18 protein-coding genes are annotated in these 15,006 nt (G+C 51.2%); 12 read left to right on the top strand and 6 right to left on the bottom strand.

Annotated elements, in window-relative coordinates; translation table 11 throughout:
- Window position 1 precedes the first annotated feature (1 nt).
- Window positions 2-1,252, top strand: coding sequence for an MFS transporter (locus tag KIS77_06575; protein ID MCW5921984.1), 1,251 nt, complete (start codon window positions 2-4; stop codon window positions 1,250-1,252).
- Window position 1,253: 1 nt separating this feature from the next.
- Here KIS77_06575 and KIS77_06570 read toward each other — a convergent pair whose 3' ends face one another.
- Window positions 1,254-1,790 carry a GNAT family N-acetyltransferase gene (locus KIS77_06570; protein ID MCW5921983.1) on the bottom strand — a complete coding sequence of 179 codons (537 nt, stop codon included), beginning with the start codon at window positions 1,788-1,790 and terminating at the stop codon, window positions 1,254-1,256.
- A 278-nt stretch (window positions 1,791-2,068) separates the two neighbouring features.
- Complete coding sequence (locus tag KIS77_06565) at window positions 2,069-3,133, bottom strand: isoaspartyl peptidase/L-asparaginase (GenBank protein ID MCW5921982.1); 1,065 nt, start codon at window positions 3,131-3,133, stop codon at window positions 2,069-2,071.
- Between the two features lie 91 nt (window positions 3,134-3,224).
- On the opposite strand from KIS77_06565, the gene proC reads away from it, so the two are divergent.
- The 3 genes from proC (at window position 3,225) to KIS77_06550 (ending at window position 5,301) form a co-directional block, all read left to right on the top strand.
- Complete coding sequence (proC, locus tag KIS77_06560; GenBank protein MCW5921981.1) at window positions 3,225-4,025, top strand: pyrroline-5-carboxylate reductase; 801 nt, start codon at window positions 3,225-3,227, stop codon at window positions 4,023-4,025.
- A 145-nt stretch (window positions 4,026-4,170) separates the two neighbouring features.
- Window positions 4,171-4,599, top strand: coding sequence for a CBS domain-containing protein (locus KIS77_06555; protein MCW5921980.1), 429 nt, complete (start codon window positions 4,171-4,173; stop codon window positions 4,597-4,599).
- Window positions 4,600-4,827: 228 nt separating this feature from the next.
- Window positions 4,828-5,301: an SRPBCC family protein gene (locus tag KIS77_06550; protein MCW5921979.1), complete on the top strand. Its 474-nt coding sequence runs from the start codon at window positions 4,828-4,830 to the stop codon at window positions 5,299-5,301.
- A gap of 18 nt (window positions 5,302-5,319) precedes the next feature.
- On the opposite strand, the gene KIS77_06545 is transcribed toward KIS77_06550, so the two are convergent.
- On the bottom strand, window positions 5,320-6,102 hold the full coding sequence (locus KIS77_06545) for a superoxide dismutase (protein MCW5921978.1): 783 nt from the start codon (window positions 6,100-6,102) through the stop codon (window positions 5,320-5,322).
- A gap of 588 nt (window positions 6,103-6,690) precedes the next feature.
- Window positions 6,691-7,479, bottom strand: a complete 789-nt coding sequence (locus KIS77_06540; protein MCW5921977.1) for a DUF3667 domain-containing protein — start codon at window positions 7,477-7,479, stop codon at window positions 6,691-6,693.
- Between the two features lie 216 nt (window positions 7,480-7,695).
- Here KIS77_06540 and KIS77_06535 point away from each other — a divergent pair, with 216 nt between their 5' ends.
- The 3 genes from KIS77_06535 to KIS77_06525 all read left to right on the top strand — a co-directional run bounded on the left by KIS77_06535 (window position 7,696) and on the right by KIS77_06525 (window position 9,926).
- Window positions 7,696-9,339 (top strand): acyl-CoA carboxylase subunit beta, encoded by a 1,644-nt coding sequence (locus tag KIS77_06535; protein ID MCW5921976.1) that lies wholly within the window; start codon window positions 7,696-7,698, stop codon window positions 9,337-9,339.
- 72 nt (window positions 9,340-9,411) lie between these two features.
- Window positions 9,412-9,645 (top strand): DUF433 domain-containing protein, encoded by a 234-nt coding sequence (locus KIS77_06530; GenBank protein ID MCW5921975.1) that lies wholly within the window; start codon window positions 9,412-9,414, stop codon window positions 9,643-9,645.
- Entirely contained in the window at window positions 9,642-9,926 is a 285-nt protein-coding gene (locus KIS77_06525) for a DUF5615 family PIN-like protein (GenBank protein ID MCW5921974.1), read from the top strand. The genes KIS77_06530 and KIS77_06525 overlap by 4 nt, the downstream gene beginning before the upstream one ends.
- 191 nt (window positions 9,927-10,117) lie before the next feature.
- Here KIS77_06525 and KIS77_06520 read toward each other — a convergent pair whose 3' ends face one another.
- Entirely contained in the window at window positions 10,118-10,633 is a 516-nt protein-coding gene (locus KIS77_06520) for a hypothetical protein (GenBank protein ID MCW5921973.1), read from the bottom strand.
- A gap of 105 nt (window positions 10,634-10,738) precedes the next feature.
- Between KIS77_06520 and KIS77_06515 the strand changes: the two genes are divergently transcribed.
- On the top strand, window positions 10,739-11,272 hold the full coding sequence (locus KIS77_06515) for a GNAT family N-acetyltransferase (protein MCW5921972.1): 534 nt from the start codon (window positions 10,739-10,741) through the stop codon (window positions 11,270-11,272).
- A 39-nt stretch (window positions 11,273-11,311) separates the two neighbouring features.
- Entirely contained in the window at window positions 11,312-11,641 is a 330-nt protein-coding gene (locus KIS77_06510; GenBank protein MCW5921971.1) for a hypothetical protein, read from the top strand.
- Window positions 11,642-11,668: 27 nt separating this feature from the next.
- Here KIS77_06510 and KIS77_06505 read toward each other — a convergent pair whose 3' ends face one another.
- Window positions 11,669-12,148: a DUF4442 domain-containing protein gene (locus KIS77_06505; protein MCW5921970.1), complete on the bottom strand. Its 480-nt coding sequence runs from the start codon at window positions 12,146-12,148 to the stop codon at window positions 11,669-11,671.
- Window positions 12,149-12,329: 181 nt separating this feature from the next.
- On the opposite strand from KIS77_06505, the gene KIS77_06500 reads away from it, so the two are divergent.
- From KIS77_06500 to KIS77_06490, 3 genes are all read left to right on the top strand, one after another.
- Window positions 12,330-12,800 carry a hypothetical protein gene (locus KIS77_06500; protein MCW5921969.1) on the top strand — a complete coding sequence of 157 codons (471 nt, stop codon included), beginning with the start codon at window positions 12,330-12,332 and terminating at the stop codon, window positions 12,798-12,800.
- A gap of 292 nt (window positions 12,801-13,092) precedes the next feature.
- On the top strand, window positions 13,093-13,539 hold the full coding sequence (locus KIS77_06495) for a Uma2 family endonuclease (GenBank protein MCW5921968.1): 447 nt from the start codon (window positions 13,093-13,095) through the stop codon (window positions 13,537-13,539).
- A 143-nt stretch (window positions 13,540-13,682) separates the two neighbouring features.
- The gene (locus tag KIS77_06490; protein MCW5921967.1) at window positions 13,683-15,002 is read left to right on the top strand and encodes an insulinase family protein; all 1,320 of its coding nucleotides are present in this window, start codon (window positions 13,683-13,685) and stop codon (window positions 15,000-15,002) included.
- Window positions 15,003-15,006 lie beyond the last annotated feature (4 nt).

Here is a 15,006-nt window from a genome sequence, read left to right as displayed (position 1 = left end):
TATGCAAACCAAAAACTTCAGTCAGACTTCTTCTGATAAAATCCTTAACGCCGCCGTCATCGTCGCCGCGCTTGGTTACTTTGTGGACATCTACGACCTGCTGTTGTTTGGCTTTGTGCGCATCAAAAGTCTGACAGACTTGGGGTTCTCAGGCCAAGAACTGACCGACCACGGTCTTTCGCTTCAAAACTGGCAAATGGGCGGCATGCTTATTGGCGGTATCCTTTGGGGCGTGTTGGGCGACAAATTGGGGCGGGTGCGCGTGCTGTATTTTTCCATCGCGCTCTACTCTATCGCCAACCTGCTCAACGGCTTTGTCACGGGGTATGGCGACTATTCATTTTATCGCCTCATCGCGGGCATTGGCTTGGCTGGCGAATTGGGCGCGGGCATCACGTTGGTGGCAGAAGTGTTGCCCAAGGAAAAACGCGGCATTGGCACAATGGTGGTGGCAAGCATTGGTCTTTCAGGGGCGTTGTTGGCTTGGGTAATTGAGTATTTTTTCCCGTGGCGCGTGTGCTACTTTATCGGCGGTGGGTTGGGGGTTTTGTTGCTCATCGTGCGCATCAGCGTGTCCGAGTCGGGCATTTTCCGCAATGTGCAGGCACAATCGCACATTAGCAGAGGTAATTTTTTCGCTTTGTTCAACGATTGGGACCGCTTCACACGCTTTTTGCGCTGCATTTTCATTGGCACCACTACTTGGTTTGTGGTGGGCATTTTGGTCATGTTGGCACCGGAGTTTGGGAAAGCCAAAGGGCTGGAAGGCATTTCTGCCCCCAACGCCATTGCCATTTGCTATTCCGGCCTTATCTTGGGTGATTTGGTGTCGGGTGCCCTCAGTCAGCTGCTCCGAAGCCGGGTCAAGGTGATGGCCATTTTTCTTGCGTTAGATGCCATCGCTATCGCGGTTTACTTGATATTGCCGTTCAGCAGCCCTTTGATGTTTTATGCCAGCCATTTTTTGCTGGGGTTCTCGGTTGGTTTTTGGGTCATTTTTGTCACCATTGGCGCGGAGCAGTTTGGCACAAACCTTCGCTCTACGGTCGCCACCTCGGTCCCTAATTTTGCCAGAGGCATGCAAGTGCCCATCAACGAGTCTTTCAAGTACCTTAAAGGCGCTGCGGTGACGGGCAGTGTAATCACGGCGGGCTATATCGTGGGAGCGGCTTGTCTGGGCATTGCGTTCGTCGCGTTGTGGGGCATGAAGGAGACCTTTAGCAAGGACTTGGACTATGTGGAGGAAATCTGAATCAGTCTTTGATTTTGGCCAATAGAATCGCGTCCATGTACTGCTCGCCTTTCTTCGCGAATTTTCGGGCAAAGCCCTCGCGCTGAAACCCTGTTTTTTCCAGCAATCTCGCAGAAGCGGGATTGTGCGCAAACACCCATGCCTCTATGCGCACCAAGGGCCGAGTTTGGAACATATACGCGGTCATCTCGGCTACCACCGCTGTCATGATGCCTTGCCCCCGAAATGGCTCGGCCAACCAATAGCCGATTTCATCCCGATGCCCTTCTATGCCCGTGTGCACGAAAGTGCCGATGCCGCCTATCAGCCCTGCCTCTCGGTGGCGAATGGCCCAGTTGGTCAGCTGTCCATATTTTTCGAGATTGACCCGTGTTTTTTCGAGCCATTCGCCTGCGTCGAGCTCGGTGTAGGGGTTGGGAATGGTCAGCGTGTTTTGGAACACCAAAGGGTCATTCAGGTAGCGCACCAAATTGGGTTTGTCTTCTTCCCTGAACTCTGTGAGCGAGACCCAATCGCTGACAACGATTTTTTCTTTCATGTGCAAAATTTATACCTTGATTCACTATGATTTGTCGGATGGCCATGATTGTTCACCCTGATTTTGAGCAGATTGCGTTTTTAGCCATGCTCAACACATGGCGGTGCCAAGTATATTTGGGTTTTGGCGCTATCGAGTTCGGGTTTCCCAAACTCGTTCCCCTTTATCGTAGTGATTTGAAACTACTGCCTGAACGGAAATCAACGAGCATTTTTTCGCAAACCGCTTTCCCATGCGTATGGTTTCCACAACGGAGTCAAGGCATTCGGCTTAATTGCCTATTCGTTGTAAATAGCCACGCCACGCGCTCCCGGCTTGGCAAATCCTCGGTACATTCCCTCGGAATTGAACGGCATGGCAATGTTTCCGTCCTTGTCCACCGCGATGAGGCCGCCCTCGCCGCCTTTTTCCACCAGTTTTTTATTTACCACAAAATCGGCGGCTTCAGCCAGCGCAAGTCCTTTATAGGCCATGAGCGCCCACACGTCGTGCGCTACGGCATATCGAATGAAAAACTCGCCATGCCCCGTGCAAGAAACCGCGCAGGCATCGCCGGAGGCGTAAGTGCCAGCGCCAATCACGGGCGCATCGCCTATGCGGTTCCAGCGTTTGTTGGTCATGCCGCCCGTGCTGGTGCCTGCGGCGAGGTGACCGTTTTTGTCGAGCGCGACGCATCCGACGGTGCCGAATTTTTCATCGGTAGTTGGTTCGGACGGGCGATGCTGCGAAAGCTTGAGGTGTCCTTGTTTGCCGGTTTTCTCTTTTTCTTCTCTCAAAAGTTTTTGCAAGACATCCCACCGCTCTTCCGTGTAAAACCACGCTGGGTCAACGAGTTCGAGGCCGCGTTCGGCGGCAAATTGTTCCGCGCCGCGCCCGCTGAGAAAAACGTGGGGCGATTGTTCCATGACCGCACGCGCCAATCGAATGGGGTTTTTGACCGTCGTCACCCCTCCGATGGCCCCTGCTTTTTGTGTGGTGCCGTCCATGATGCTGGCATCCAACTCGTTTTTTCCATCGTGCGTGAAAACGGCGCCGCGACCCGCATTGAACAGTGGGTTGTTTTCCAAAAAAACGATGGTTTGCTCCACCGCGTCGAGTGCCGAGCCTCCATTCCGCAGTATGTTTTCCCCGATGGTAAGTGCCGAATCGAGTGCCGCACGATATTCCGCCTCTTTTTCGGGCGACATGGCTGCGCGTCTGAGCGCGCCTGCTCCGCCGTGTATGGCAAGTGCGTATTCGGGGCGATTGGCTGTCGGCTGTTGGCTTTCAACGTGTTGCATTTTGTTTTTACAACTGATGATGAACAGGGCCGTGATAGCTACCGAAAAGGCGATTTTTTTCATAAGCCAGAAAGATTGAATTTTGCCCAAAATCGAACACTCACAAAAGTCATCAAAATCATCGCATCTGCGGACAAACATTTCGACATAAAAAATGAAAATCCTCATTCTTGGCGGCGGCAATATGGGCATGACTTACGCCCAAAGTTTCTTGCGCAGCCGCATCGTGACTGCCGACAACTTGATGGTGCTTTGCCGCACCTACGAAAAGGCCAACCAACTGAGCGAAACGCACGAAGGCCGCTTTTTCAGCGACCCTCGCCTTTGTGTCCCTGATGCCGACTTGCTCATTTTGGCTGTAAAACCGCAAGATTCCCCCAAACTTTTTGAGGAAATCGGCGACCTCGCACAACCCGGGCAGGTTTACTTGAGCATTATGGCCGGTGTGCGCATCGCGACCATCGGAGAAGCACTCCGCGCCGACAAAATCATTCGCGCCATGCCCAACCTGCCTGCGCAAATCGGCGCAGGCGCGACGGCTTTTACCTCCACTGACGCGGTGACGCGCATAGAGTTGGTGATGGTGCAAAACCTGCTCAGCACCACCGGGAAGACCATCTATGTGGAACGGGAAGAAATGATTGATGCCTCCACGGCTATTTCGGGTTCTGGTCCGGCGTACATCTATTATTTCATGAACGCGCTGATGGAGGCGGCCAGACAGATGGGATTTTCGGATTCGGAGGCTGAGCTGTTGGTCAGTCAGACTTTTACTGGCGCGGTGGATTTGTACAACAAAACCGACTTGAGTTGTCAAGATTGGATAGCGAAGGTCGCCTCAAAAGGCGGCACGACGGAAGCAGCATTGCGCGTGTGGGGCAACACTGGTTTGCACGAAGGCATCATGGCTGGTGCAAGAGCAGCGTTTGAGCGGGCAAAGGAGTTGGGCAAGTGAGTGCGGCCTCAAGCCGAATGCGCAAGGCAATTAACACATTTTTGTACTTTTTTGAGTTTACTCAAATTTTCTTTTGGCAATTTCAGATTGCCCCCCTACTTTCGGGACGAACTTGAACCGTTTCACAAATAAATTTTCACGGCCTATGATGAACGAACCTATACGCCAACACATGACGACCAACGTCATCACCCTCAAACCAGACAGTACGCTCGGGGAGGCACGCGATATTTTGCTGAAAAAACGCATCCATCACATTCCCATCGTGGAAAACAAGATGCTGGTGGGCATGGTGACATCATGGGATTTGTTCAAACTCGGCAAAGCAGCCGACGACTACCAGTCCATGAAGGTCAGCGAAATCATGACGACCAAAATTGCCACGTTGGAACCCGACCAGCATCTCGGCGCGGTGGCTGACGTGCTCACTCGCCACCTTTTTCACGCGGTGCCGATTGTGAATGACAAACGCGAACTGCTTGGCATCGTGACCTCTACCGACATCATCCGCTACGAACACTCGAAGGAGTATCCAGAGAATCTGGATAAGTTCGTGCACGAGAACATGGTGTGACGAGCGATTGGTTGGCATCGGCCCTCGTCTCTATGAGGCTGCGCCACAAGCCCGGTTCGGGATGGCCTGAATTTCATGCCGCCTGGAACTGGGCTTTGTGCCGCAGCCTTTTTGTTTGAGTGACTTCCCCTGTTGTATCGCAGTGTTTGAACAATCTGACCATGTGCTGGTTATGAGGGCCAAAAACAAACACTCACCCCGACATCTCGGGAACAACACCTTGTTTTCATGGCCGTTTATTCGTTGAAGCGCGTTCAGCGCCTCCCCATCTCGTTGGACGAAGCATGGGATTTTTTCTCCTCTCCTCTGAATTTGAAGGAAATAACGCCCCCCTACATGGGTTTTCAAGTCACGTCCGACCCAGCCTTTTTGGAAAAGATGTATGCCGGGCAAATCATTTCTTATACGGTGAAACCCTTGTTGGGCATCCCGCTTTTTTGGATGACGGAAATCACGCACGTCGAAGACAAAAAGTTCTTCGTGGACGAGCAGCGCGTAGGCCCATACTCCATCTGGCACCATCAACATCATTTCAAATCCGTCCCGGGTGGGGTGGAAATGACGGACTTGGTGCATTACAAAATCCCCTTGGGCTTTTTGGGCGATTTTGCCAACTGGCTTTTCATTCGCCGCCAACTCAACGAGATTTTTGACTACCGATGGAGAAAGTTGGAGGAGATGTTCGGAGTCAACACCCCTTGATTCCACGCGGGCACATTCTTATCCGAACAATGCCTTTTCATATCGCAGCCCTACCTCTTTCCAATGGATGAGGTTCCAGAAGGCCGTCACATAGTCGGGGCGCTTGTTTTGATACTTGAGATAGTAGGCGTGTTCCCACACATCAAGGCCAAGAATGGGGGTGCCTGTTTGCTTCACGATGCTGAGCATCAACGGGTTGTCCTGATTGGGTGTCGTGCTGATGAATAGGCCTTTGTCTTTCCCCACACATAGCCAAGCCCAACCAGAGCCAAACACGCTTTTGGCTGCGTTGCCAAATTCTTCCTGAAATTTTTCAAACGAGCCGAATTGGCTATTGATGGCGGTGGCCAATTGCCCAAAAGGAAGGCCTCCGCCTCCGTTGGATGGAGGGGCCATGATTTGCCAGAAAAATGTGTGGTTCCAGTGGCCGCCCGCGTTGTTGCGGATTTTTTTGTCCTCGTCGCTGGAGGTAACGCGCGTCACGATGTCTTCCAACTCGTATTCAGCATACACGGTGTTCTTGACGGCCTCGTTGAGGTTGGAGACGTAGGCGTTGTGGTGGCGGCCATGATGGATTTCCATCGTCATTTTGTCAATGTGCGGCTCCAGTGCGGCGATGTCGTAGGGAAGTTTGGGCAATTCGAAGGGGGTGGTGCGCCGCATTTTTGGAGGCGGAATGACCGGGTAGCCTGTGGTGGCGCTTGGATTTTTTGACGAGCCTTTGCAAGCTTTTAGAATGGGGGCAGCCGCAGCGGCAATGCCAAGAACAAGGCTTGTTTTTAGAAAGGTTCTTTTTTCCATAGAAGTTGTGAATTAACGGATGGTGAGTAGTGAGTTGGGTTCGGAATCGTCAAGGATGGGGCAAACTTACACGATTGATGCTTGTTCAGTTCGACTGAGCCAAAAATAGGGCATTCCCTAAAATCAACGACACTTGTTGAGCGCCCGATTAGGACTCATCAAAATATCCGGCGTTTCATTTGACGATAGGTATTAGACTTGTTGCGGTAGATGCCTTTGGGTGAAGGGAAAGCCCTTTTTCCGACTGGCTTCGTTAAATTTTTCGCCGAATATGCCGGATTTCGACTGCAAAATTTGCCTTGCCAGTCGAAAAAATGACAATCCCCTTCTCTCAAAGCCCTCCACCGCAACAAGTCTATTCGAATAATGGGTTGAAGCGGGGTGTTGAAAATGTGTGGTGATTTCAAATCATCGCCTGAACAAGAGATTGATGTCAAACGCCAAAACAGTCAACTTCTATACCTCGAACTCTCAAGTTTTGGGTATGGCAATAAGCGCAACCTGCTCAAAATCAAGAAGAGCAACCATGGTGAACTGGCAAATCGTAACGAATCAATGTATGGTTTGCCTGAATGCCTAACGCGGTCATCAACTCGCCAGCCAAGCCTCCATTTGAGGCCTGAAAAAGATGATGACGATGACCACAAAAATCGTGATGACCATTATCAAAAAGATGTATCCCAGCAAAATAGACAAGCCTCCCTTCAGCCAGACCCCAATTTTGCGATGCTGCAACAATTGACTGTAAGCCCAGCCAAAATATACCACCCAAAGCATGAGCGAGAACAACGTCATCGGCCAAGCAGTAGTCGAAACGCTGCTCAAAAACTTTGAGATGGGCAAGGTGACGACGCTTGCCATCGTTAGTTCGCCCATCAAAAAGGTGTTGAGCACAAAATGTTCGGCGTAGTTGTAGCCTCTCCGTCGAAACAAAAGCCACGACCAAAAGGCAATGAAAGGAATCATGCAAAAAAGCATGAGGGCAGGGTGGTCGCTGAGCACCTGAAAAACTTTTTGCGACAATCGCTGGCCGATGGGGTGACTGCCTTGTTGTTGGTCCGACAACTTTTGCATCAACTCCTTGTCAAGGCCGATGTAATGGAAAATCAAGAAATTGATAGCCGCTGACCAAAACAAAAATTTGAGTGGCTTGAAATGTCGCACCCTTTTGCCCTCCAGATACTCTCTCACGCTATGGCCGGGGCGCACCAACATTTCCTTCATCGTGTAAAAGAAGCCTTGGTCGTAGTGGAAGAGCCGTTCCCGCGCCTCTTTGAATACCTGCTTGGTGGTGATGCGTTTCGTCTTTGCTTTCTGCCCGCATTGAGGGCAGAATTTTCCCTCGAACTCGTGTGCGCAGTTTTTACAAGTTGCCATGGTCTGATATGCGATTTACGATTTACGATTTACGATTTACGATTGATTGGTCGGATTTTGTCGGAAACATACAAGTTTCCCTATTCCCAAACCTGCCGTACATTTCGGTTTCATGAATTTTCCACAGACTTTTGCTCGCCCAAATCATCAATCGCAAAGTCTTGCTCGGCAATCGTACATCCAAAATCGTAAATCGTAAATCGAACCAGTCCGACCATGTCCACCACAAACACTCTCAGCCTTGAAGCCGAAAAAAACACCGATGCTTTCAAACTCGCTGTCTCCAACCTGAATCGCCGACTCGAAAAAATCCACGAAGGCGGCGGCCCAAAGCGCATCGAAAAACTTCACCAACAGGGCAAAATGACCGCCCGCGAACGCATCGAATATCTGCTGGATAAAGACAAACCCCGCATCGAAGTCGGCGCGTTCGCAGGCTACGAGATGTACCAGGAACACGGCGGCTGCCCGGCGGGTGGGGTAGTGGTCGTCATCGGTTACGTGCGCGGGCGGCAAGTCATCGTCGTCGCCAACGATGCGACCGTGAAGGCCGGGGCGTGGTTTCCCATCACGGGCAAAAAGAATTTGCGGGCGCAGGAAATCGCGATGGAAAACCGTCTGCCCATCATTTACCTCGTGGACTCAGCGGGCGTTTACCTACCCATGCAGGACGAAATTTTCCCTGATAAAGAACATTTCGGACGGATTTTCCGCAACAACGCGAAGATGTCGTCCGCCGGAATTCCTCAAATCGCCGCCATCATGGGCGCTTGCGTGGCGGGCGGCGCGTACCTCCCCATCATGTCCGACGAGGCTTTGATTGTGGAAAAAACCGGCTCCGTTTTTCTCGCCGGCCCCTACCTCGTGAAAGCCGCCATCGGCGAAAATGCCGACCAGGAAACCCTCGGCGGCGCGGCCACGCACTCCGAAATCTCTGGCGTGACCGACTACAAAATGCCTGACGACAAAACCTGCCTCGACACGGTGAAGGATTTGGTGGATAAATTTGGCCGATTTGAAAATGCCGGGTTCGACCGCATCGAGCCGCAACCTGCCTTTGGCAAACCCGACGATATTTTTGAAATTTACCCTGAAAACGGCGCAAAACCCTACGACACGGTCGAACTTCTGCGCCGCCTCGTGGACGAGGGCAAACTCACGCAGTATAAAGAACATTACGGCAAAACCATCATCACCGCTTACGCCCGCATAGATGGCTGGGCGGTGGGCATTGTGGCGAACAACCGTTTGGTCAGCAAAAATGCGAAAGGCGAAATCCAGTTTGGCGGCGTCATTTATTCGGATTCGGCGGACAAGGCCACGCGATTTATCCTGAATTGCAACCAGAAAAAAATCCCCCTCGTGTTCCTCCACGACGTGACGGGCTTCATGGTCGGCACGCGCTCCGAACACGGCGGCATCATCAAAGACGGCGCGAAAATGGTGAACGCCGTGTCCAACTCGACCGTGCCGAAATTCAGCATCGTCATCGGCAACTCCTATGGCGCGGGCAATTACGCCATGTGCGGCAAAGCCTACGACCCGCGCCTCATCGCCGCTTGGCCGACCGCCAAAATCGCCGTCATGGGCGGCGAACAGGCCGCCAAAGTCTTGACACAGATACAAGTAGAGACTCTAAAAGGCAAAGGCGAAGCCCCCGACCCGGCTGCGGAAAAAGAACTTTTTGAAAAAATAAAAGCCCGCTACATCGCCCAGACCTCACCCTACTACGCCGCCGCCCGCCTCTGGGTGGATGCCATCATTGACCCGCGCGACACTCGCCAATGGATTTCGATGGGCATCGAAGCGGCGAACAACGCGCCGGTGGAGAAGTTTAATGTGGGGGTGATTCAAGTGTAATTGAGGTCATTTAGGGTCGTTGTTTGCTGAGTGGATGGTTTTTTTGATAACTTTGTAAAAATTTTCAAAAATATGCGCTTGCAAGAACGAATCACGGTCAACCCGGAAATATGTCACGGCAAACCCACCATTCGCGGCTCGCGGATGCTGGTAGCGACCATTCTGGAATTGTTGTCGGCGGGTATGACCCATGAAGAGATTTTGGCCGACTATCCCGGCTTGGAGGAAAATGACATATTGGCCAGCCTCGAATTTGCCGCCCGGCTCGCCCAATTCAAAACTTTTGACCTTCAATCGGCGGCATGAAGTTTTTTGTGGATGAACAGTTGCCGGAATCGCTCTGTCGCTTCCTTTTGGCAAAAGGATTCGACGCTGTTCATGTCAACACTTTGCGGGCGGGGCAGCAAATGCCCGACCTTGATATCTGCAAGAAAAGCGTAAAAGAAAGCCGGGTGGTAATTTCCAAAGATTCTGATTTCCTGAAACGATTTTTGCTCTTGCGCGTGCCTCACAAACTTCTTTTCCTCACCACCGGAAATATCAGAACAGTGATTTACTTCTTCTCTTCGAGGCTAATTTTTCCCTGATTATGAGAGAATTGACACACAACGACGTGGTTGAAATGAACCAGCGGGCGATTGTGGTGACTGCGTAAATTTTTGCTACTTCCCTTTTTGTCATCCTTGTAAGGATCTGTCCGCTCTACGGGCGGTTTTCACGCGGTTTTCCCCTCGTAGAGCGGACAGATGTTTCCAACATGACAAAAAAGGGAGGCTCGTTATTTTTGAATGGCCTTTAGGACCAACGCGATTATGTACCCTACAAAAGATGTTGCCCCAGCAATAAGCAGGTAAATACCAGTCTCCCTAAACAGATAAATAATTTCTTGATTTTCAATAGAAGCGTCATTGTCATGGGTTTTGTAATACCACCAACCCAAAAGAAATACAACAGAGCCAGCCCCAAGCAAAGAGAAAGCAATTGTTTTTAGAGTAGAGGTGGCTGTGTTCTTTTTAACAGATGCACTCCCCGGCAGCACCCTCCCCGCACTATCAAAAGCCCCCAACGCAACAAGAATTTTATCGTGAATGACATTCAGCCGCCGGGTGGCTTCGCTGTTGTCAATTGTGCCTTTGAGTCGTTGCGAAGTCAGGTCGTTGAACTCGGCCAACACGATGTGGATGGCGTCATGGAGTTGCTTGTTCCTTTGCGTGAGTTCGAGCAGGCGGGAGAGCGCATCGCTCGTGCGGTTTTCGGCGACGGCCTGTTTGATTGCTTCGATGGGTGAATTCATGCGGCGGGCGATTTTTGCGCTGGCAAACGAAATTGTTTCTTCAAAATGACAAGACCGAATTGGGCGGTTTTTTCAACATTTGCCGGGTCAAACCGAGTGTCGAACATGACCATCAAAAAAGTCCAACCAGCCGATGCGGAAACCCTCCGCACCCTCGCCGAGCGCACCTTCCGCGACGCGTGGCAGACCCAAAATGACCCAGTCGCATTTGAAGCATATTGCAGTGAGAATTTTTCATTGGAAAATATGCGAGCCGAACTCGCCGCATCCAGCTCAGAGTTTTATTTTGCGATGAAAAACGGCGAGCCAATAGCCTATTTGAAATTGAATATTGACAAAAGCCCCCCAGCAGATGATGCCCCCCAGCCATCGGGCCAATTTTTTGGCAAGGCACTTCAACTCGAACGCATCTATGTACGCCAAGATGTTCAAAGCCAAGGGCTTGGAGCGGAATTGCTGCAATTTGTGGAACAACGCGCCCGCGAAACCAGCGCGACTTGGGTGTGGCTCAGCGTGTGGCAAAAATCGCCGCGCACCATACAATTCTACGAGCGACACGGATACACTATCTTTGGCATCGAAACCTTTTGGGTGGGCGACGACCCGCAGCCTGACTGGCTCATGCGAAAACCGCTTTAGGGAAAGTTCGGCAAAGCATTGAAAATGACTACTCAAACATTGAAATCCAACTTGTTCTTTTGGCTACACCTGCTCGTCACCCTGCTGGCGTGGGTAGCCCCGTTCTTATTTAGTTGGCAGTGGTCGCTGCCAGTGTATGCGGCTGTCATGATACAATTTGCCATTTTTGGCCGCTGCTTGGTGAACAAGGAGCACAACCTGAGCGAGGAAGAACACACGACTTTTTATTCTCACCTTTTTGAAAAAATGGGCTTCAGGCCCAACCGCCGTAGGCTCAAGTTCTATGTGCGCAATGTTTATTATCCTGTTTTGGCGACGGTAGCGGTGGTTTGGCAAGAAATTTTGGACATGAGGCCGTTGCTTTTCTGAACAGTCTCCATCCATCTTCTACCCAAGTTATGTCCCTTTTCTTTTGAACGACCAAGTAATCCATATCCTCGCTGCTTCCGTCCCGTCGGGTAGTGTGCCAATAGAAGTTGCCTTGAAAACCTGCGGTTCGCCCGTCTCCAAGGCCTGCTGAATCGAAGCCTCCAAAGCCTTCCCATCCTCACAGGTAAACAGCAATGTTGCAGATGCTTTTTTTAAAAACTCGGCCTCCACTTTGGTCACAAGCATCGAAACGGCAGCCTTGCCTTGCAGGTGCATGAGCGCCAACATCCCGGTTGACATTTCTCCCGCAGCACATTGTGCCGCAAAGTAGATGGAGCGAAAAGGATTCTGTGAGCGCCACCGATAAGGCAAGCGCACCACCGCTCGCTCCCCGTCGCAATGCCGGATGCTTATACCCATAAACCATGCTGCGGGAAGTTTCCACAACATAAAAAGGCGCATGCGCCACGGCGTGTTGACCAATTGTTGGAAAGATGCTGGTGTCATGCTGTCTGGGAAACTTGGCGGGCAAATGTATTGTTTAACGGAACATTAAATTTTGTCGAGGCGTAAAACTTTTTAGGGGAAAAGTGCCATTTTTGGCCGTGCAAATTTTGCGCAGCCCTTTTTGGCCAGCATATTCGAGATTTAAAGTGCCATCATTTTTCATAACCAATCAGTAAACACCATGGAGTGGAGAAGGCTCAACGGCCAACGCATCGAATTGCCGCTGCTCTCGGCAGTGGAAGAGACCATCCGGCGTGAAAAAGCGGCTGGTCACAAACTCAAAGTGTGCATCGGCACCGATTCTCAAGTCATCGGCGACGAGGTGCATTACGCGACCGTCATCGTGTTTTTGCGCGAGAAACGCGGTGGTTTTATGTTCATCTCAAACGACAAAACGACCCGCAAGACAACCCTGCGCGAGCGCATGATATTGGAAGTGGGGCGCTCGGTGGAGGTTGCCTACGCGCTCTGCCACCTGCTCGACGAGCACGATGTGGCGCTTGAGGTGCACGCCGACATCAACACCGACCCGTCGTTCGAGAGCAACACGGCACTAAAAGAGGCAATGGGCTACATCCTGAGCATGGGCTTCGTGTTCAAGGCCAAGCCCGATGCTTTTGCCTCGTCGTCGTGCGCCGACAAGGTGATTTGACGGTACACGGCACACTGTTTTTATTTTGGAAAACTCTTATGCACGATAAGGGGCGGCCACAAGTCGCCCCTGTTTTTTTGAAAAATCGAGAGTGTTCAGAAAAGTGTGTCAAACCATACCGGATGTTTTCTTTTTACGCAATACACACCGTGCTTAAAGGAATGTAAATTATTGAAAACCAAAACTCTGTGTCCTTCGTGCCTCTGTGTTATCTCATCGTCTCCCTTGGGATGACACAGTTTTCTGAACACTCTCGAAAAAACCTTATTTTTGCCCAAAACTTCTCAATCTTATGCTGGAGGCAGAAAGTGCGACGGCGACAAGACCATATACTGCCGAGGAATACTTCGAGTTGGAAAAACGCTTGGAAGAGTGCCATGAATTTGTTTGCGAGAAGATTGAACTGGTGGTCGTGCCAACGGCCTCCATCCGACACACAAATGAGGTGAAAGATGCTGAATTGATTATCGAAGTAGACTCGGAAGACTCGTACAATCGTGACCACAAAGCCAAGCCCAAGGAATACACCGAGCATTTCCCCACCCTGCGCTATTACTTGATTGTGAACCAATATGAACCCTTAGTGGCTGTTTACAGCCGTCAGAACGCTAATGAAAAGTGGAGTTATGAGACGTTCGGTCATTTGGAAGACGAGATTTCACTCGATTTTTTTTTAGGCAAAACTTCCCCTTCGCATCATTCACAAAAAATCACTTTTGGCGAAGCCAAAGCTAACTAAGAGAAACCTAAAGCCCGGCTGTTTTGACCGGGCTTGTTTGTTTTTTGCCGAACGGCGACAAACATTCATCTAAACCCCTGCGTTTTCGCCAGCAATTGGCCCACCTTCGCGGGCATTTTTTCACATTAACACAATAACAGGCTATGAAGAGTCTCTCTCTGTCCCTTTTTCTTTGTGCTTTCTTGCTCCAAGCCGCCGTTGCCCAGAACATCAAGTTCGTGGAATACGAGCTGCCCAACGGTCTGAAAGTCATCCTTCACGAAGACCATTCTACCCCCATCGTGGCGGTGTCCGTCATGTATCATGTAGGCTCCAAAAATGAAAAACCCAAGCGTTCGGGCTTCGCGCACTTCTTTGAGCACTTGCTTTTCGAGGGTTCTGAAAACATCAAGCGCGGCGAATTCGACGACTACATCAACAATGCCGGTGGCAGCAACAATGCCAACACTTGGTACGACCGCACCTACTACTTTGAGGTGTTGCCCAGCAACCAACTCGCGCTCGGCCTTTGGCTCGAAAGCGAGCGCATGCTCCACGCAAAAGTCGAGAACATCGGCATCGAAACCCAGCGCCAGGTGGTGAAAGAGGAGCGCCGCCAACGGGTGGACAATCAGCCCTATGGCCGCCTGCTCGAAGAGACCATGAAGCGGCTCTACAAGGTGCATCCCTACAAGAGCTCCGTCATCGGCTCCATGGAAGACCTCGATGCGGCGGAAGAAGCCGACTATCAACAATTCTATAAAGACTTCTATCGTCCTGACAACGCCATTCTATCCATCGCTGGCGATATAGACATAGAGCAGACGAAAAAGCTTATAGATGCTTTCTTCAAAGACATCCCGCGTGGCAAAGGGGAAATACAACGCAAATTTCCGCAGGAACCACCCATGACTCGTGAGTTGCGCGACACGGTGTACGACAACGTGCAGCTGCCAGCCGTGGTGCTAGGCTACCACATCCCTGCGCAAGGCACCAAAGACTTCTATGCCGTGAAGATGCTCGGCATGCTGCTCAGCCAAGGCGAAAGCAGCCGGATGCAAAAAATCATCGTGGACGAGCAGCAAAAGGCCGTGTTCGCAGGCTCATTCCCGCTCGAGCTCGAAGACCCCGGCGTGAACATCTGCTTTGCCATCGGCAACATGGGCGTGGACCCCTCCGATTTGGAAAAATCAATGGATGCCGTCATCTCTGACGTGCAGACCAATCTGATACCGGAGACGGAGTTTCAAAAACTTCAAAATCAGGTTGAAACAGATTTCGTGACGGCCAACAACACGGTGGCCGGCATCGCGGAAAGCCTCGCCAACTACAAAATGTACTACGGCGATGCCAACCTCATCAACACGGAACTCGAACGCTATCGCAAAGTGACCCGCGAAGACATTCGCAATGCGGCCAACAAGTATTTCAACAAGAATGCCCGCGTGGTGCTCTACTGGCTGCCCAAAACAAGACAACCCTGATGAA

Source organism: Saprospiraceae bacterium, from assembly GCA_026129545.1.
Taxonomy (GTDB): Bacteria; Bacteroidota; Bacteroidia; order Chitinophagales; family Saprospiraceae; genus M3007.
The sequence above is the reverse complement of the archived record's forward strand: the minus strand, read 5'-3'. Positions and strand labels throughout refer to the sequence as shown.